We start from the raw sequence: 17,822 nt of genomic DNA on the forward strand, positions 1-17,822 counted from the left end.
TAAACCAATTGAGGGGCTGGCTGCAAAGTTTTGACGTGAAAGGTGTTTATCCGGCGGCAGTTTTTTATCTAAAAAAAGAAACGGCGGGCCAGGGCCCGCCGTTTCAGTCAATCAGTTTACCCGTCTATCGGGTGCCCGCTCTGCGCAAAGCAGCCGGAGTGTAATCTCTGGACTGGCGCTGAACACCAAACTGATAAGGGTCAACCTCTTCGTTTGTCAGGCCCAGAACCAGGTAGCGGCCAGACAGAAGGTCATACAGGGTTTCAATGGCATACCAGGGAACAATCTGGTCATAAAACTGCATGGAATGAGCTTCCGCCACACGCCAGAGTTCACCGCGACCATCATAGTGATCGACAACCGCCGCCTGCCAGGTATCTTCATCAATGTAGAAGTCGCGCTGGGCGTAGATATGACGCTCACCTTCCTTCAGGGTTGCACGCACATGCCACACGCGATGGAGTTCGTAGCGGGTATAGTCCTGATTGATATGGCCTGCCTTGATAATCTGGTCGTAGCTCAGGCTACGATCAACCAGCTTGTAGGAATTGTATGGGATATACATTTCCTTTTTGCCAAGCAGTTCCCAGTTGTACCGGTCAGGTGCACCGTTGAACATGTCGAAATTATCAGAGGTACGCATGCCGTCAGCGGCGGTACCCGGCCCATCGTATGCTACCTGAGGGGCACGACGCACACGGCGCTGGCCCGCGTTGTAAACCCATGCCCGGCGTGGCTCAGCTACCTGATCGATCGTCTCATGAACCAACAGCACGTTACCGGCCAGGCGGGCAGGAGCTGTAATGGCCTGTTTGAAATAGAAGAGTACGTTGGCATCCTCATCCGGACTGTAATCTTGCAGATAACTTCTCCAGCTCAACTCATCCTGGAACTTGACGATGGAAAAAGCACCGTTCGGCGTCGGAGTTGCCTGCCCCACGTTACGCTGTACAGAGCCTCCACGATAACGAGTGATATGGTTCCAGATTACCTCCAGACCATTCTGTGGAATCGGAAACGGCGTTGCATTCTCGTAGTTGGCCAGACCATTACCGTCTTTGATCAATTCGGTAGTGGTGGCATTCGAGACCGTTTGATCCATGATGTCTTTCGGGTAAGCCGAAGTACGGCGTGTGTCATAGACCGGCAGCACATAGGTTGGATACTGCTTGATCATTGCAACCTGTCCTGGCGACAGATGATCAGCGTATTCCGCAACATTGCTCTGATCAATGGTGAAGCTGGGCTTATCATCCGGGAAAGGGTTTATATAGATACCATCACCCTTGTAACCCGCAGGCGGAGTTGTAAGGCCGCCTGTCCATTCAGGGATAGCTCCACCATTACCCGCCTTTTCAGCCCCCATAGGAGTCAGTGAATCACCCAGCTTGGCTGCCTCTTCGGCAGAAACCGCACCCCATGCCTGACTTGTAACAAGACTCGCCGCCAGTATGCCCGTGGCCAGTATTTTTTTGTTTAGTTTCATTTACGTTACCTCGTTATACGAATTCTCGGCGGTTCAGAATGAATAAGAAACGCTGGCAGTCACGAAATCACGATCCGTCAGCTCATTATATGGTTTGCCGCCGAAAAAGTTCGTGTAACCGATATTACCGGTAATTCGGTTCTGGTAGACCGCCTCAAGAGATAAACCAAGCGCCTTGCTACCTTCATTGAAGGCTCCGCCAGGCTGCGGGCTATACCCCTCCACATCATGACTCCATGCCAGTTGAGGAGACAGGTTTATACCGGCAAATGCATTGGGGTAGCTCCAGACCAGGCGGGTACGATACCCCCAGGAAAAGTCTGTTGTGAACCCGTCGTTAGTACAGTTACTGGGGTTAATGTTCACTGCTGTACACACATCAACGATAGTCCCCCCAACTTCCGTTGGCAGAGTCCCTATGCCAAAGGTGCCCGAACGACCATAACGGGCCTCATCCAGGCTTGGCAGGTCGTGAATATAGGTTGCACCAAATTCCGTGATCAGAGACAAGCGGCTTGCGCCCATTACCTGATCGAAGAACTTGATCAGCGTGAACTGAGCCTGGGAGACACCAAAACGGTCGTTACCCGATACTCTCGAACCCGGTGCAAGCACCCCGCCGGCCTCTTCAAGGCGCTGCTGTTCCAGCTTACTTATGGGAGTGCCGTCAAGCGGATTGGCTAGCTGAAGGCCACCGTAAATCAGCTCAAATGCGTTCCACTGCAGTGGCACATTGTCACGATAGGAGTATTCCGCTCCCAGAGACCAGCCCCCCGGGGTGTTGGTGTTGATGCTGATGCCATACAGATTGATATTTTCCGGATACTCAATGAAGTATGACGGGAAGTTACCGCCTGCCTCCTTGATGGTTCCACTCACATACGGCAGGCGACTGTTGTACTTGATGTAGTAGAAGCCAAGCTCGGAATCATTCAGGGCCGGCACATACCAGCGCATGGCCACACCGAACTGATCTTTTGAGTCTGCCTCTACATCACCCAGTCGCGGGGCTATAAAACCCTGAGAATAAGCCTGAGAATCTGACAACTGCCCAGCCAGAAGCACCGGGCCACAGCCGTCTCCTGCAAAATCATTAGTGGAGAAGAAAGTACCGCAATCATCCGGACGGACCGGAGCCCAGTCAGTCTGAACAAAGGCTTCCAGCGTAATATTTTCGGTCACACCTGCGGACATATAAAACATTTCAACCGGCAGAAGCGCGTCTTTCAACTCGGACCCCGGGGCCCGGAACGCTGGAACATCCACAGGGTTGATTGTGTTGATCCCGCCCTGAATAAAGGTGCTCTCACCCCAGCTCAGAACCTGCTGACCGTAGCGAACGCTCAGGGGGACGTCACCCAGATACCAGTCAGTAAATATATAGGCGTCCAGTATTTCACCACCGGAAGCATTGTCTTTTACCTGACTGTTCAACTCACGGGTTTGCCCCACATCGTCAACAGCGCGACTCTCGTCTTTCAGTTCAAAATCGTACCAGTAGCGGCCCCGGACCAATGCGCCAACTCGGGTAAGCATGTCGCCGTCAACATCGTAGTTAAGGAAAAGCTCACTGTTGCCTTTGACAATTTTGGAGTAGGTGTCGCCCTTGTCAAAGTTCAGGTTGCCATCATCGTAGTTGTTGGTGGAGGAACCCTGGGTAGTATTGGCGTATTGAGACCCCAGATTGCCCTGGGCGATCAGACGCTTGTCCTGATCTGAAACTCGCCAGCCTACGCCTGCGGAGAGCGTGGTATTGAACTGGGCTTCGACATCTCCGAGGTAAAAAGAATATGCAGATGCGTGACCGGACATTCCGGCCGCCACTGCCACAGCAAGCGGTAATCTTGTCCAACGCTGCCATTGATGTTTTTTTCTTGTCATTGGAAGGCTACTCCATTGTTGTTCTGAGTCGCTGCTCTGATTATTGGTATTCACGAAGTATTGGAGGCTTCATGCACAGTGCTCGTGATGTAGGCACTATAGCTAACGCTGTCCAGCGCTTTGATCAGTCAAAAGTATGATTTTGCGCTCACTACCCGCTCACCACCCCGATCAATGCCGGGTTTACTCGCTCAAAACCACTATAGACAACAATTCCGGATGCAACCACTTTGCTTTTGATAGCTTTTTTTCGCTAGGGTCTGTGTGGAGCCTCAAGATATTCCTGCGACTGCATTTCCAGAAGCCGCGATTCTGTACGCTCAAACTCGAAGCTCAGACGACCGCCGGAATAGAGCTCCGGTATAGGGACAGCTGCGGAAATAATAACTTTCACATTGCGGTCATAGAACTCGTCAATCATGTTCACGAACCTGCGTGACTGGTCGTCCTTATCTCCTCCCAGCACAGGAACATTGCTGATGATAATCGCATGAAACTGACGTGCCATTTCAATGTAATCGTTCTGGCTACGGGGGCCGTCGCACACATCTTTAAAATCAAACCAGACTACGTCGTCTGCATGGGCCTGTGCCGGAATCTTACGGCCATTAATTTCCATGGATTTACTGTGCTTGCCTGCTTCAAGTGCCAGCGCGTCAAAACTTTTTCGAAGGGAGGCATCCGCATGTTCACCCAGAGGTGAATAGTAGAGCTCAGCCTGCTCCAGGCTCCGCAAGCGATAATCGACACCGCCATCGACGTTAACAACGTCGGTATATTTTTTCACCAGCGCTATGGCGGGCAAAAAACGCGCCCGCTGCAAACCATCTTTGTAGAGGCCATCGGGAACAATATTGGACGTACACACCAAAGTAACACCGCGCTTGAACAACCCATCCATAAGGGTTGCAAGAATCATGGCATCACCGATGTCTGACACGAAGAACTCATCAAAGCAGATCACCCGGGTTTCATCGGCGAATCTTTTCGCCACCAGGTTCAGCGGATTTTTTTCGCCTTTGAAATTTTCAAGCTCCTGATGAACCCGCTGCATGAAGCGGTGAAAATGCACGCGCATTTTGCGTTTAAAGGGCAGAGACTCAAAGAAAGTATCCATCAGGTAGGTTTTGCCACGGCCAACTCCACCCCAGAAATACAGACCTTTAACGGGTTCTTCTCTTCCGTTTTTCAACTTGCGCCGCAATTTCGCCATTGCTTTTCCGCGTTCGCTTTCCGCCTCCACGAGTTTGTCGTAAAGTGTCTGAAGACGCTGAACGGCATCAGCTTGCGCGGCATCCCTGTGAAAATCCGGGCGTTCAAGATCCGCTTGGTAGCGCTGCCAGGGTGTCTGGAGTGCAGTCGTTTCAGAAGGCATAGAAGCTGTCATCAGGGAATCCCAGGGTCTGATCGTTGATTTCGGGGCGGCGTATTATCGCGTATTTCCGGTTTTTTCGCCACGCTGAAGGGCCACAGGGGCAATACGACGATTGGCGCAACACGCAAGCATGGGCTGATGAGGCTACGAGCGTTATACTGCTCCTCACGGATTGGTTCACTTTTCAGGCAACAGGACGACACAGCATATGACAAACCTGATTCTGGCAGCGATTGCCGCACTGATTGTTGGCATTGTCATCGGGGCACTCGTTGGCCGCTCCGGGCAAGGGTCTTCCCTTCGACAGCGCCGTGCGGAACAGAAAGTAGAGGAACTGCGCAACGAATACACCCGTTACCAGGCCCAGGTGAACGAACACTTTATGGAATCGGCCCACCTGCTGCGCCGGTTTAATGATGCATACCGCGACGTTAACCAGCATATGGCTCGTGGAGCGAATCGCCTGTGTAATGATGAAGACTGGATGGCCGAACTGGCAGAGGAAACTTCCCGCAAGCGCCTTGAGGAAGTCAGTGAGGATGGCGTAGAGCCACCAAGGGACTATGCTCCCAAGACTTCCGGGACTCTTTCTGAAGACTTCGGGCTTAAAAAAGGCGATAAGGCAACTGAGGCCTGATCACACCGGGTTATCGCAATCGATAAACCGGTGGTTAACAGCAAACTCCCTTTTTAATGCTTCACCGACTGCCGCCACCCCGTAACGCTCTGTTGCGTGGTGGCCTGCAGCGTAGTAGTGGATGCCGCACTCTCGTGCTGTATGGGTAGTCGGTTCGGAAATTTCACCACTGATATAGGCGTCGAGGCCTGCATCTATCGCTGTATTAATAAATCCTTGGGCAGCGCCGGTGCACCACCCCACCCTTTCAATCCTTGCTTTACCCTCGCCAACTCCCAGCGGTTCACGGTGGAGTGCTCTGGCGATGTGTAACCCGAACTGCTCGGGGCTCATCGCTTCCTGCAGCTCACCTTCCCAGACCAGGCCGTTTAACTGGCGCGGATTCCGGATACCGAGAATGTCAGCTAACTGCCGGTTATTGCCGTATTCGGGATGGTCGTCCAGAGGAAGGTGATAAGCGAGCAGATTAATATCATTATCCAGAAGCAGCTTGAGACGATCGCGCTTCATCCCCTGGATGCGCTGGTCTTCACCTTTCCAGAAATACCCGTGATGAACAATTACCATATCGGCATTGGCGGCGATGGCTGCCTCGATTAACGCGCGGGAGGCGGTCACACCGGTGATGATGGTTTTTACCTCGCCCTTGCCTTCAACCTGCAATCCATTCGGGCAGTAGTCCTGAAAGTTTTCTGGCTGTAGCCACTCATTCAGCTTCGCAAGAATACTGTCACGATGAGCCATTTGCGTTTCCCTCCTGACAAAACCTGTATTTCGGAGTTACCGGCTTGCGGGAAGAAGCGTNNACGCTTCTTCCCGCAAGCCTCTCTCGGACTTCGATTGGTTACAGAGACTCAAGCCCTGCAATCAACGCATCATTCTGGTCGGGAGTACCAATGGTAATTCTCAAAAAATCGCTGATTCTGGGCTTGTTGAAATGGCGAACGATAATGCCCTGCTCCCTGAGCGCCTTCGCCAGGCTTTCACCAGACTTTTCTCTATGACGGGCAAAAACAAAGTTGGCCTTTGAGGGCAGAACTTCAAAGTTCAGACCTTTCAGACTTTCTGTCACGCGCTCCCGCTCAGAAATCACGCCTTTACAGGACTTCTGGAACCAGGCTTCGTCTTCATAAGCGGCTTTTGCGCCTGCCTGTGCAAGCCTGTCCAGCGGGTAGCTGTTAAAGCTGTCTTTAACGCGGTTCAGGGCTTCAATCAGATCCGGGTGACCAATGGCAAACCCCACGCGAAGACCAGCCAGTGAACGGGCTTTGGAGAGTGTCTGGCAAACCAGAAGATTAGGATATTTATCCACAAGGGATATAGAGGTTTCGCCACCGAAGTCTATGTAGGCCTCGTCAACCACTACAACGCGGTCCGGATTAGCCCGGAGGATCGACTCTATGTGTTCAAGCTCCAAACAACGACCAGTGGGCGCATTGGGGTTCGGAAAGATGATTCCGCCATTTGGCTGCCTGTAATCTTCCGGATTAATCTCAAAACTGTCCGTGAGGGGAACCGTTTTGCCTTCGATGTTGTAGAGGCCACAGTAAACCGGATAGAAGCTATAGGTTACGTCCGGGAACAGAACAGGCTCTCCGTGCTGGAACAAGGCGTGAAAAATGTGGGCCAGAACCTCATCCGAGCCGTTGCCCAGGAAAACCTGCTCAGGCCTTACGCTGTGGTAGTCGGCCAGTGTCTTGCGCAGACTTTCCCCCTCCGGATCCGGGTAGAGGCGGAGGTTATCGTTGAGCTCTGCCTGTATGGCCTCTATGACTTTTGGTGAGGGGCCGAACGGGTTTTCGTTGGTGTTCAGCTTCACCAGATTCGCAATTTTGGGCTGTTCGCCGGGCACATAGGGTACAAGGCTACTGACCAAAGGACTCCAGAACTTACTCATCGCTTTTAACCCTGTATTCCGCTGAACGTGCGTGAGCTGTTAGCCCCTCGCCTCTCGCCAGAACCGATGCAACGCGCCCCATCCGGTCAGCACCCTGAGCGCTGAATCCGATAATAGATGACCGTTTCTGGAAGTCGTAGACGCCCAATGGTGATGAGAAGCGGGCCGTTCCGCTGGTAGGCAGCACGTGGTTCGGGCCAGCGCAGTAGTCACCCAGAGCTTCGGCGGTATATCGCCCCATGAAAATGGCGCCAGCGTGGCGGATTTCTTTCAGCAGGGTTTCCGGATCTTCAACCGACAACTCCAGGTGCTCCGGAGCAATCCGGTTCGAAACCTTTGCGGCCTCGCTGAGGTCGGCAACCTGAATCAGGGCCGCCCGGTCGGCCATGGAGGTGCGGATAATATCGGCGCGCTCCATGGTTGGCAGTAGCTTGTTAATACTTGCCTCGACGGCGTCAAGGAAACCCGCATCGGGGCTGACAAGAATGGACTGAGCCTGTTCGTCATGCTCTGCCTGGGAAAACAGATCCATGGCAATCCAGTCCGGATCGGTTTTGCCATCGCAAATCACCAGGATTTCCGACGGCCCTGCAATCATATCTATACCGACAGTGCCAAAGACTTCGCGTTTCGCTGTTGCGACAAAGATATTACCCGGGCCAACAATTTTATCTACAGCCGGAATGGTTTCCGTACCGTAAGCCAGAGCACCAACAGCCTGGGCACCGCCGATCGTGAACACCCGGTCGACGCCTGCAATGGCTGCCGCAGCCAGTACCAGATCATTCACAACGCCATCCGGGGTGGGAACCACCATAATGACTTCGCTGACACCGGCAACTTTCGCAGGGATAGCGTTCATCAGAACGGAGGATGGATAAGCTGCTTTCCCACCAGGCACATAAAGGCCGGCGCGATCCAAAGGGGTTACTTTCTGGCCCAGCACTGTGCCGTCTTCGTCCTGGTACTGCCAGGATTTCTGGTTTTGTCGTTCGTGATAGTCACGAACACGGGCGGCCGCGTGTTCAAGCGCGATGCGCTGATCTTCCGGAATTCCCTTCAGGGCCTGCTGCAGGCGGTTCTGGCTCATTTCCAGTTCCGCAACGCTGGTAACGTCCAGACGATCAAATTTTTCCGTGAACTCCAGTACTGCCCGGTCACCACGGGTTTTCACCTCGTGCAGGATATGGCGCACCGTCTCGTTCACCTGATGATCAACGCTGTCGTCCCATGCCAGCAATGTGGCCAGTGCGCTGTCAAAGTCACTCTGGGAAGCGTTCAATCGTTTGATGTTAACGGTCATTTCTCACGTCCTGCTTTGGGTTACGAACTCTATCTGCGTTTTTCGACGGCAGCCGCCATCTTCTCAATGATGGGGTTAATACGCTCGTGCTTCATTTTCATGGATGCCCGGTTCACCACCAGCCGGGTACTGATGTTATCAATCAATTCCCGGGCCTCAAGGCCATTGGCCTTAAGGGTATTACCAGTATCCACAATATCGACAATTTCATCGGCCAGCCCGAGTATCGGCGCCAGCTCCATAGCACCATATAGCTTGATAATATCTGCCTGTCGCCCCTGTGCCGCATAATACCGGCGGGCCAGGTTCACAAACTTGGTAGCTACACGGATTCGCCCGGCAGGCGGGGTTTCACCCTTGGGGCCAGCGGTCATCAGGCGGCAGCGGGAGATGTTGAGGTCCAGCGGCTCGTACAGTCCTTCCCCGCCGTGTTCCATCAGCACATCCTTACCCGTCACACCCAGATCAGCACCGCCATACTGAACATAGGTCGGAACATCCGTCGCGCGGATAATAAGTACCCGCACGTTCGGGTCTGTGGTGGGAAACACCAGCTTACGGGATTTCTTGATATCGTCTATCAGTTCAATCCCGGCTTCCGCCAGCAGCGGCAATGTCTCATCCAGGATTCGCCCTTTCGACAGGGCGATGGTAATGAAGTCTGTCATGCGTCCTTCCGGTTTCCCGTTTGTGTCTGTCAGGCTGGCAGGCGGCGGATACTCGCGCCAAGCAACTGCAGTTTCTCTTCGATACACTCGTAACCACGATCAATATGGTAAATACGATCGATAATGGTATCGCCTTCTGCCACCAGACCTGCGATAACCAGACTGGCGGAAGCTCGCAGGTCAGTTGCCATAACAGGTGCGCCTGTCAGGTGATCAACGCCTTTAATAATCGCAGCATTGCCTTCCTGGGTTATATCCGCGCCCATGCGGGTCAGTTCCTGCAGGTGCATGAAGCGGTTCTCGAACACCGTCTCGATTATGGTGCCGGTACCTTCTGCTACTGCGTTCATCGCAGCAAACTGAGCCTGCATATCCGTCGGGAAAGCAGGGTAAGGTGCCGTTCGGATATTGACCGCTTTCGGACGCTGGCCTTTCATATCCAACTCGATCCAGTCGGGGCCCGAAGTGATCCGGGCACCAGCCTCTTCGAGTTTGAGCAACACTGCATCGAGAAGGTCTGCACGAGTATCTTTCAGCTTGACCCGGCCGCCGGTCGCGGCGGCAGCAACCAGATAGGTGCCCGTTTCAATACGGTCTGGCAGCACGTTATAGTGACAGCCATGCAGGCGTTCAACACCTTCAATCTCTATGGTCGAGGTGCCGTGCCCGGTGATCTTCGCCCCCATGGCAATCAGGCACTCGGCCAGATCCACTACTTCCGGCTCACGGGCAGCGTTTTCGAGGATGGTTTTGCCATCAGCCAGGGTTGCTGCCATCAGCAGGTTTTCAGTGCCGGTTACCGTCACCGTATCCATGAGGATGTGCGCGCCTTTCAGGCGGCCATTTGTTTTCGCCCGGATGTATCCGTTTTCCACTCTGATATCCGCGCCCATCTGCTCAAGGCCCTGAATATGCAGATTTACTGGACGGCTACCGATAGCACAGCCTCCTGGCAGAGACACTTCAGCCTCGCCAAAATGCGCGACCAGCGGCCCAAGCACCAGGATAGATGCACGCATGGTTTTCACCAGCTCGTATGGAGCGTGGAAATGCTTGATGGTATTGGCGTGAATCTCAACGCTCATTTTCTCATCAATCATCAGTTCAACGCCCATGCGACCCAGAAGTTCGATCATGGTTGTAACGTCGTGCAAATGCGGCAGGTTGCCTACGGTAACCGGCTCATCCGCCAGCAAGGTTGCAGCAAGAATTGGAAGGGCTGCGTTTTTTGCACCGGAAATCCGGATTTCGCCGTCCAGAGGCTTACGGCCTCGGATCAAGAGTTTGTCCACAATAGTAGTCCTGTCGTGTGCGAGCAGTTCAGCCTTGGCGCGCAGCCCACTCAGCCGGAGTAAACGCTTTAGGGTGAAGGGCGTGAATAGTGCCATCCATAACTTTCTGGAATAGCGCTTTGTTGATCAGTTGCTGCCGCTTGATGGTCGACAGGCCTTCGAAAACATCACCTATAACAACCACCATATAATGGCTACCGTCGATCTGTACCTGCACCTCGCAATCGGGCAGTGCTTCTTTGACCAGCTCGGTGACTTCGGTGGCGTCCATAGTAATTCCTCGGAAATTTTTTAAATCAGGGGCGGGATTGTAACCAATCCTCGAGATTGCTCAAAGCAGCAAGAGATACAAGACGGGCAGGTGCATTCCTGAAAGACAGGGAAAGGCCCTGTTTTTCAGCCAGCCGGCTCCAGCACAAGAGCATGGAAAGGGCAACGCTATGAGTCGTGGATAAGCCACTGAGATCAACCACAAGGCTTCCACTGGCAGCAGATATCAGCTGCTCCCCTTCTGCCCGGAGCTGTATGACTGAACGGGTATCGACTGGTCCGGAAACCATGAGCACCCCATCCTGTAGCTGAACGGCTGGAGCTTCCGCGCTCATGAGTTATTCACTTCATCTTCCAGATTAAGGGATTTTACCGCATCACTCCATCCGTCGATCACAACTTGAACCTGCCCCCGACTGGCCTCCATTTCCTGGGTAAAACGATCCCGGAACGAAAGACCGATATTAACCCCTTCAACAATCACATTTTCCATCATCCATTTGCCACCGTTCTTCCGGTACATGGAATAGGTAACTGCGTGCCGGTTACCAGAGGCTGTTACCACTTCCATAGCCACCGAGGCACGGTTATCGTCCTGCGGGTTGATGGTGGCATCGTTGACATTGATGCTGAAATCTTCCGCGTTCACAAGTGCCTGAGCGTAACTGTCAAAAAGACTACGCTTGAATCTGCCCACAAACTCATTCCGCTGTTCCGGTGTCGCCTGGCGCGCATATCGCCCCATCACCCGTGCAGCGATCCGGCGAAAATCAACGAAACCGTCCAGAGCATCGTCCATATTCCGGTAAAAAGTTTCGGGATCCTCTTCATATAGCCCCCGCTCAGCATTAAGTTGCTTTACCAGTCGCTGGGTATTGTCATCGACATAGTGCAGCAGGTCTTCTTCCGGCCCCGCCTGTGCCGATGTCACATAAAATGCCATCAATGTCAGAGCAAGAAAGTATCGTTGTGTTAACGCAATCACCTGAGTTCTCCTGTTCTTTCGCAAAACCGGCTTATTTGCCTGACGCAAAATTACTGATAAGCCGTTCGATGTTCATGGCGGACTGAGTGGAATAAAATGTGTCGCCCGGCTTGAGCGATTCCATTTCACCACCAATGGATATATCAATGTACTGTTCGCCCAGCAGTCCGGATGTACGTATTACTGCTGCGCTGTCCGCAGGAATGTTATCCACATCGCTGTGTATGGACATGGCAACCCGCGCCTGAAAGGTTTCCTTGTTCAGGGTTACCGAGTCGATAGTGCCAATCGTGACGCCCGCCATAGACACCCTGCCCCGGGGTGTAATGCCACCCGTGTCATTAAAGTCTGCATATACGGTATAGGTGCTTTCGGCTGCTTTCGGTGACAAGCCACTTACCTGCAGCGCAAGAAAGAGCAGCGCAGCCAGCCCGGCGAGCATAAACAGGCCAACTGTGATGTCCGTTGTTCTTTGTTTCATTACCGGCTCCCGGTGTTATTTCGTCAATCGTTGATCAGAAGTTGCCGAACATTACGGCGGTAAGTACAAAATCCAGGCCCAGTACAGCCAGCGAAGAATACACGACAGTTTTCGTGGTAGCTGAGCTGATTCCTGCTGATGTAGGTACACAGTCGTACCCTTGGTAAACCGCAATCCAGGCACAGACAAAACCGAACACAACGCTTTTGATAACGCCGTTTACCACATCGTCCCGGAAGTCGACAGAGGCCTGCATATTTCCCCAGTATGAACCTTCAAATACCCCGAGCCATTCCACTCCCACAAGCATGCCACCCCATATACCGACCATGGAAAAAATGATCGCGAGTACCGGCATGGCAATAAAGCCGGCCCAAAGCCTGGGAGCAATAACTCTTCGCAGGGGGTCCACCCCCATCATTTCCATGCTGGACAGCTGCTCGGTCGCTTTCATCAACCCAATCTCGGCTGTCAGCGCCGAACCTGCACGCCCGGCAAACAGCAAAGCCGTGACTACTGGCCCGAGCTCACGCACCAGGGTTAGCGCAATCATCTGCCCTATGGCGGCCTCGGAGCCAAAATCACTGAGAATGGTGTAACCCTGAAGGCCCAACACCATGCCGATAAACAAACCGGACACAACGACAATAGCCAGCGACAACACGCCTACGGAATAAAGCTGTCGCATTAATAGCGGAAAACCGGTTACCGGACGCGGAACTCCTGACAGCACCCCGGCGAGAAAGCGGCCCGCACGACCAAAAGAGATGACCATACTGATTCCGCTGTGCCCCAGGGCCGCAATTTTGTCCATCAAGAAACACCTCCTGCAAGCCCGAAATCTTCAGCTGCGGCCAGGGACGGATAATGGAACGGCACGGGACCGTCTGGATGCCCCTGCAAAAACTGCTGCACCTGTTCAGACGGGTGGTTCTCCAACTCGGCCGGAGTACCTGCGCCAATTATTCTGCCATCCGCAACGATACAAGCGTAGTGACAGATGCTCAGGGACTCTTTGACATCATGAGAAACAAGCACACTGGTGAGCCCCATAGAGCTGTTAAGATCACGGATCAGCTTCACCAGCACACCCATGGCTATCGGATCCTGCCCGGCAAAGGGCTCGTCATACATAATCAGCTCGGGGTCCAGCGCAATACTGCGGGCAAGAGCAACACGCCGGATCATACCGCCAGACAGCTCAGATGGCATCAGATTGCGTGCCCCCCTGAGGCCAACAGCTTCAAGCTTCATCAGAACTATGTCGTGAATCATGTCTTCCGGCAGCTTGGTGTGCACCCGCATGGGGAAAGCCACATTCTCAAATACACTCAAATCTGTGAACAAGGCCCCGCTCTGGAAAAGCATGCCCATTTTTTCCCGCAACGAGTAAAGTTCCTTGCGGCGAAGATCCGGAACTGAGTGGCCATCCACCATTATGCTGCCGGAGTCCGGCCGCAGCTGCCCCCCTATCAGACGTAACAGTGTCGTCTTCCCGGTACCGCTGGGCCCCATGATGGCGGTAATTTTCCCACGGGGAATTTCCATGGAAACGCCATTGAAAATGCGGCGCCCGGAACGGGAGAATACAACGTCCTTCAATGAAATATACGAGCGCAGACCCATAGTTCTTACCTTTCAGCCCATAACCTTTAGCTTACAGCCCGGTGCCCCGGGCGCTATTGTGCAGGAATATCACAAATGGCCCTTGGCTCTCAGAGAGCGGCTACATTATGCCAAGGAGCTCGTAAGCTCAATCGCCTGAGCCCAAAATGTATTGATAGCAATGATCAGTTTCACTGAACTACCCTGACAATTCTCTCATTAACTCTCTGATGAACATGCCGTAACCAGACTGCTCAGGTCGCGGGAAATGTTATACTCCGCCAACCCAAGCGCAATCCCGTTTTTTAAATACAAAGCGTCAACGAGAAAGCAGGCCATTCGTCCGATGACTGAATTTAAAGCTTACGACTTCCGAACTCCCGCACTCCAGGCCATTCGTATTGAGCGCGATGCGATCAGCGCCCTGGAAAACCGTATCGACAGCCATTTTATACGAGCCTGCGAAGTGATCATGGCATGTCGCGGCCGGGTTGTGGTGACAGGCATGGGGAAATCCGGCCACATTGCCAACAAAATCGCGGCTACTTTTGCCAGCACAGGAACACCGTCATTTTTTGTTCATCCCGGGGAAGCCAGCCATGGCGACATGGGCATGATTACCAGCCAGGATGTTGTGATTGCCATTTCCAACAGCGGCAACACCAGCGAAGTGGTTACCATTCTCCCGCTTATCAAGCGTATGGGCGCTCCGCTGATCAGCATGACCGGCAACCCGGACTCCACACTGGCACAAGAAGCTGTAGCAAACCTGGACGTGAGTGTTAAAGCTGAAGCCTGCCCGCTCGGTCTGGCGCCGACATCCAGTACAACTGCAACCCTGGTCATGGGTGACGCCCTGGCGGTCGCCTTACTGGAAGCCCGGGGGTTCAGTGCAGAAGATTTTGCATTCTCTCACCCCGGCGGCAGCCTGGGGCGGAAACTTCTGCTGCGTGTAGCCGACATCATGCATACTGGCGATCGCATACCCACCGTAACTGAAGACACCACGCTCAGCGGCGCATTACTCGAGATCTCCCGCAAGGGCCTGGGCATGACCACCGTTGTAGACGCCACAGGCGCAATGACCGGCATTTTTACCGACGGGGACCTGCGCCGCACACTGGACAAATCCATCGATGTTCACACCACGCCTATGCGGGACGTAATGACACGGAACGGCAGAACCATACAGTCCGATCAGCTGGCGGCAGAAGCACTGAACATTATGGACGAACTCAAAATCAATGCACTCCCTGTTGTTGACGAGAGCGGCGCTCTGGTTGGCGCAATAAACATGCACGACCTGCTGCGCGCCGGCGTGCTCTGAGGAGCCATTTCAATGACCAGCCTGCATAGCCCCCTGGAAGAAAGCTGGACGGAAACCCTGCTGGCCAAAGCTGCACGCATCAAACTTGTTGCTCTGGATGTTGATGGAATCATGAGCGACGGAAAAATCTACTTCAGTGCAGAAGGCGATGAACTTAAAGGCTTTAACATTCTCGATGGACTGGGGCTGAAACAAATCATGGCAACAGGAATCGAGGTAGCCGTCATTACCGGGCGCAGCTCACCACTTACCGAAAAACGCATGAGAGATCTGAGGATTCCCCATCTGATGCAGGGGCGCGAAGACAAAAAAACCGCCTTGCAGGAACTGGTGAGTACTCTGGATATCCAACCAGACACAATTGCTTATATGGGCGACGATTTGCCGGATCTGCCGGCAATTCGCTACGCTGGCCTCGGGGTGACAGTTCCAAACGGATACTGGCTGGTGAGAAAATATGCAGATTATTGCACCCGGGTTAACGGAGGCCATGGCGCAGTACGAGAGCTTTGTGATCTTCTGCTAACAGCCGGAGGTAACCTTGAGACAACCCTGACGCCCTATCTGGAACCATAACCATGGCACAGAGCGAAACACAAAGCCTGCTGTCCTTGGTAGCCATGGCAAACAGGCCAAGGCTTCGCATGCTGGCGCTCGCAGCCACCATTGCAGCCACCATTTTTCTGTTGTGGCAGAGCGACGAGCCCGCAATAACCAGCTACAGCGATGCCAGACAGCTCAGAGGCGACGCAGAGCCCGACGGCTTTGTAATCAATGGCAACTATACGTCTTATGATGAAACGGGCCATCGGAAAATTGTCTTTACAAGCCCTCGCATCGAGCAGTTTGAAGAAGAAAACCTGGCCACCATGGAGTCACCCAGCGCAGAAGTGTTCAGCGCAGATGACGCAGAGCCCTGGCTCCTTGAAGCCGAGAATGGCAGCCTTCTGCGAGATGCAGATCTGCTATATCTGACTGGCAATGTTCGTGTAGTGCGTACAATTGGCGCCCGTACAGCAACGCTGGTCACTGAGAGCCTGACCCTGGATAACAATCAGGGCAGAGTCTACACCGATGACCTTGTAGAAATTACTGATAGCGTGGGCACTACCCGGGCTAAAGGCATGAACGCGTGGATTGATGAACGCATTCTGGAACTCAACTCCCAGGTGGAAGGACGCTATGACACCGTCAGATAACTCATCACGCAGGGTACTGGCTGCCATTCTGGCTGCGAGCCTTGCCAGCCCTGCTCTGGCATTCGATCTCGATTCTGATACGCCGATCACCGTCAGTGCTGACAGTGCCCGCCTGGATGATGGCAAGGGCATTGCCACCTACACCGGAGCGGTTGAACTGGTGCAGGGGAAAACCCGCCTGACGGCGGAACGGGTGGTGCTGTACAGGAGTTCCGAAGGCCTCAACCGCATTGAAGCCAAGGGTTCTCCTGCCCGCTACCAGCAACCGGTCACCAGTGGAGAAGGCGAAACCGACGCCAAGGCCCGGAACATCACCTGGTCTGCCACTGACAAGCAACTCACCTTTGAACGGGAAGCCGTAATTGAGCAGAATGGCAACGTATTTCGCGGCGACATTATTCATTACGATACCGAGCAAAGAGTGGTCACCGCAGAGGGCGGTGAAGATACCGGCACAGGCCCGGGCCGGGTCGAAATGGTCATTCAGCCCCGAAACAGCACTGACTCCACCAAATAGCGGAAAACAGGGATCCAATGGCAGTTCTCAGAGCGAGTAACCTGGCAAAAAGCTATAAACAGAAAAAAGTGGTTATTGATGTTTCGCTGGAAATTCGCAGCGGCGAGATCGTTGGTTTGCTCGGCCCCAACGGTGCGGGCAAAACCACCTGTTTTTATATGATTGTGGGGCTGGTGAATGCCGACAATGGCCGTATAACCATAGACAGCCAGGATATCACTCCACTACCCATGCACGGTCGGGCCCGCAAAGGTATCGGCTACCTTCCTCAGGAAGCGTCTGTATTCCGCAAACTCTCAGTGCGGGATAACATCATGGCGATTCTGGAAACCCGCAAAGCCCTCAGCCGTGCCGAACGTTTGACCAGGCTTGAACAACTACTGGAAGAATTCCATATCACCCATATCCGCGACAGCCTGGGTATGGCGCTCTCTGGCGGTGAACGGCGCCGGGTTGAAATTGCCCGCGCCCTGGCGATGGAACCCGCTTTTATTCTTCTGGACGAGCCGTTTGCCGGAGTAGATCCCATTTCGGTAAGTGACATCAAACAGATTATTCGCCACCTCAGGGACAAGGGCATCGGCGTTCTGATCACAGACCACAACGTTCGTGAAACACTGGATATCTGCGAAAACGCTTACATCGTTTCTGGTGGCCACATTATTGCCTCCGGAAACTCCGAAACCATACTTGCCAATCAGCAAGTTAAAGAAGTGTATCTTGGCAATGAGTTTCGCCTGTAGGACCTGTTTTCGACCTGCGACAGCACCCTTCGATTGTTTTGCTGAGCCGGAGCAAGTAAACTCGGCAAAGAACTTGCTAGGGTATTCTGTTTATGGCGGCAAGTAGCCGGCATACATAGATTTTTTAACCAATGCAAGAAATTCAGAGCAGGTAAG

The 17,822-nt window shown here is 53.4% G+C and carries 20 protein-coding genes; 6 read left to right on the top strand and 14 right to left on the bottom strand.

All coding sequences use genetic code 11. From position 1 onward, the window contains the following. Positions 1-124: 124 nt before the first annotated feature. The 3 genes from DS878_RS08820 to zapE form a co-directional block, all read right to left on the bottom strand. Entirely contained in the window at positions 125-1,486 is a 1,362-nt protein-coding gene (locus DS878_RS08820) for a DUF1329 domain-containing protein (RefSeq protein ID WP_113815614.1), read from the bottom strand. Positions 1,487-1,519: 33 nt separating this feature from the next. Further along, complete coding sequence (locus DS878_RS08825; RefSeq protein ID WP_113815615.1) at positions 1,520-3,367, bottom strand: DUF1302 domain-containing protein; 1,848 nt, start codon at positions 3,365-3,367, stop codon at positions 1,520-1,522. A gap of 253 nt (positions 3,368-3,620) precedes the next feature. Then, entirely contained in the window at positions 3,621-4,742 is a 1,122-nt protein-coding gene (gene zapE / locus DS878_RS08830; RefSeq protein ID WP_410003477.1) for a cell division protein ZapE, read from the bottom strand. Positions 4,743-4,950: 208 nt separating this feature from the next. Here zapE and DS878_RS08835 point away from each other — a divergent pair, with 208 nt between their 5' ends. Further along, positions 4,951-5,379 carry a YhcB family protein gene (locus DS878_RS08835; protein ID WP_113815617.1) on the top strand — a complete coding sequence of 143 codons (429 nt, stop codon included), beginning with the start codon at positions 4,951-4,953 and terminating at the stop codon, positions 5,377-5,379. Here DS878_RS08835 and DS878_RS08840 read toward each other — a convergent pair whose 3' ends face one another. The 11 genes from DS878_RS08840 to DS878_RS08890 all read right to left on the bottom strand — a co-directional run bounded on the left by DS878_RS08840 (position 5,380) and on the right by DS878_RS08890 (position 13,901). Next, on the bottom strand, positions 5,380-6,123 hold the full coding sequence (locus tag DS878_RS08840; RefSeq protein ID WP_113815618.1) for a Nif3-like dinuclear metal center hexameric protein: 744 nt from the start codon (positions 6,121-6,123) through the stop codon (positions 5,380-5,382). Positions 6,124-6,223: 100 nt separating this feature from the next. Then, positions 6,224-7,276, bottom strand: coding sequence for a histidinol-phosphate transaminase (gene hisC / locus DS878_RS08845; RefSeq protein WP_113815619.1), 1,053 nt, complete (start codon positions 7,274-7,276; stop codon positions 6,224-6,226). Continuing rightward, positions 7,269-8,579 (bottom strand): histidinol dehydrogenase, encoded by a 1,311-nt coding sequence (gene hisD, locus DS878_RS08850; RefSeq protein WP_113815620.1) that lies wholly within the window; start codon positions 8,577-8,579, stop codon positions 7,269-7,271. The genes hisC and hisD overlap by 8 nt, the downstream gene beginning before the upstream one ends. 29 nt (positions 8,580-8,608) lie before the next feature. Next, complete coding sequence (gene hisG, locus DS878_RS08855; protein ID WP_113815621.1) at positions 8,609-9,247, bottom strand: ATP phosphoribosyltransferase; 639 nt, start codon at positions 9,245-9,247, stop codon at positions 8,609-8,611. Between the two features lie 29 nt (positions 9,248-9,276). Further along, positions 9,277-10,539 (bottom strand): UDP-N-acetylglucosamine 1-carboxyvinyltransferase, encoded by a 1,263-nt coding sequence (gene murA, locus DS878_RS08860; protein WP_113815622.1) that lies wholly within the window; start codon positions 10,537-10,539, stop codon positions 9,277-9,279. A 28-nt stretch (positions 10,540-10,567) separates the two neighbouring features. Beyond that, a complete protein-coding gene (locus DS878_RS08865) occupies positions 10,568-10,810 on the bottom strand; it encodes a BolA family protein (RefSeq protein WP_113815623.1) in 243 nt (80 codons plus the stop codon). Positions 10,811-10,835: 25 nt separating this feature from the next. Beyond that, positions 10,836-11,144, bottom strand: coding sequence for a lipid asymmetry maintenance protein MlaB (locus tag DS878_RS08870; RefSeq protein ID WP_113815624.1), 309 nt, complete (start codon positions 11,142-11,144; stop codon positions 10,836-10,838). Continuing rightward, positions 11,141-11,752, bottom strand: a complete 612-nt coding sequence (locus tag DS878_RS08875; protein WP_113816626.1) for a phospholipid-binding protein MlaC — start codon at positions 11,750-11,752, stop codon at positions 11,141-11,143. The genes DS878_RS08870 and DS878_RS08875 overlap by 4 nt, the downstream gene beginning before the upstream one ends. Positions 11,753-11,825: 73 nt before the next feature. Beyond that, a complete protein-coding gene (gene mlaD / locus DS878_RS08880; protein WP_113815625.1) occupies positions 11,826-12,275 on the bottom strand; it encodes an outer membrane lipid asymmetry maintenance protein MlaD in 450 nt (149 codons plus the stop codon). Positions 12,276-12,309: 34 nt separating this feature from the next. Next, the gene (mlaE, locus tag DS878_RS08885) at positions 12,310-13,092 is read right to left on the bottom strand and encodes a lipid asymmetry maintenance ABC transporter permease subunit MlaE (protein WP_113815626.1); all 783 of its coding nucleotides are present in this window, start codon (positions 13,090-13,092) and stop codon (positions 12,310-12,312) included. Beyond that, positions 13,089-13,901, bottom strand: a complete 813-nt coding sequence (locus DS878_RS08890) for an ABC transporter ATP-binding protein (RefSeq protein WP_113815627.1) — start codon at positions 13,899-13,901, stop codon at positions 13,089-13,091. Before DS878_RS08890 ends, mlaE begins: the two co-directional genes overlap by 4 nt. A 325-nt stretch (positions 13,902-14,226) precedes the next feature. On the opposite strand from DS878_RS08890, the gene DS878_RS08895 reads away from it, so the two are divergent. The 5 genes from DS878_RS08895 to lptB are packed head-to-tail and all read left to right on the top strand — an operon-like array spanning position 14,227 to position 17,666. Then, a complete protein-coding gene (locus DS878_RS08895; RefSeq protein ID WP_113815628.1) occupies positions 14,227-15,207 on the top strand; it encodes a KpsF/GutQ family sugar-phosphate isomerase in 981 nt (326 codons plus the stop codon). 12 nt (positions 15,208-15,219) lie between these two features. Continuing rightward, a complete protein-coding gene (locus DS878_RS08900; RefSeq protein WP_113815629.1) occupies positions 15,220-15,783 on the top strand; it encodes a KdsC family phosphatase in 564 nt (187 codons plus the stop codon). A gap of 2 nt (positions 15,784-15,785) precedes the next feature. Next, on the top strand, positions 15,786-16,406 hold the full coding sequence (gene lptC / locus DS878_RS08905) for an LPS export ABC transporter periplasmic protein LptC (protein WP_187298771.1): 621 nt from the start codon (positions 15,786-15,788) through the stop codon (positions 16,404-16,406). Next, on the top strand, positions 16,390-16,923 hold the full coding sequence (lptA, locus tag DS878_RS08910; RefSeq protein ID WP_113815630.1) for a lipopolysaccharide transport periplasmic protein LptA: 534 nt from the start codon (positions 16,390-16,392) through the stop codon (positions 16,921-16,923). Before lptC ends, lptA begins: the two co-directional genes overlap by 17 nt. 17 nt (positions 16,924-16,940) lie before the next feature. Beyond that, positions 16,941-17,666, top strand: coding sequence for an LPS export ABC transporter ATP-binding protein (lptB, locus tag DS878_RS08915; RefSeq protein ID WP_113815631.1), 726 nt, complete (start codon positions 16,941-16,943; stop codon positions 17,664-17,666). Positions 17,667-17,822 lie beyond the last annotated feature (156 nt).

The sequence above is a fragment of the Marinobacter sp. F3R11 genome (assembly GCF_003318275.1).
GTDB lineage: Bacteria > Pseudomonadota > Gammaproteobacteria > Pseudomonadales > Oleiphilaceae > Marinobacter.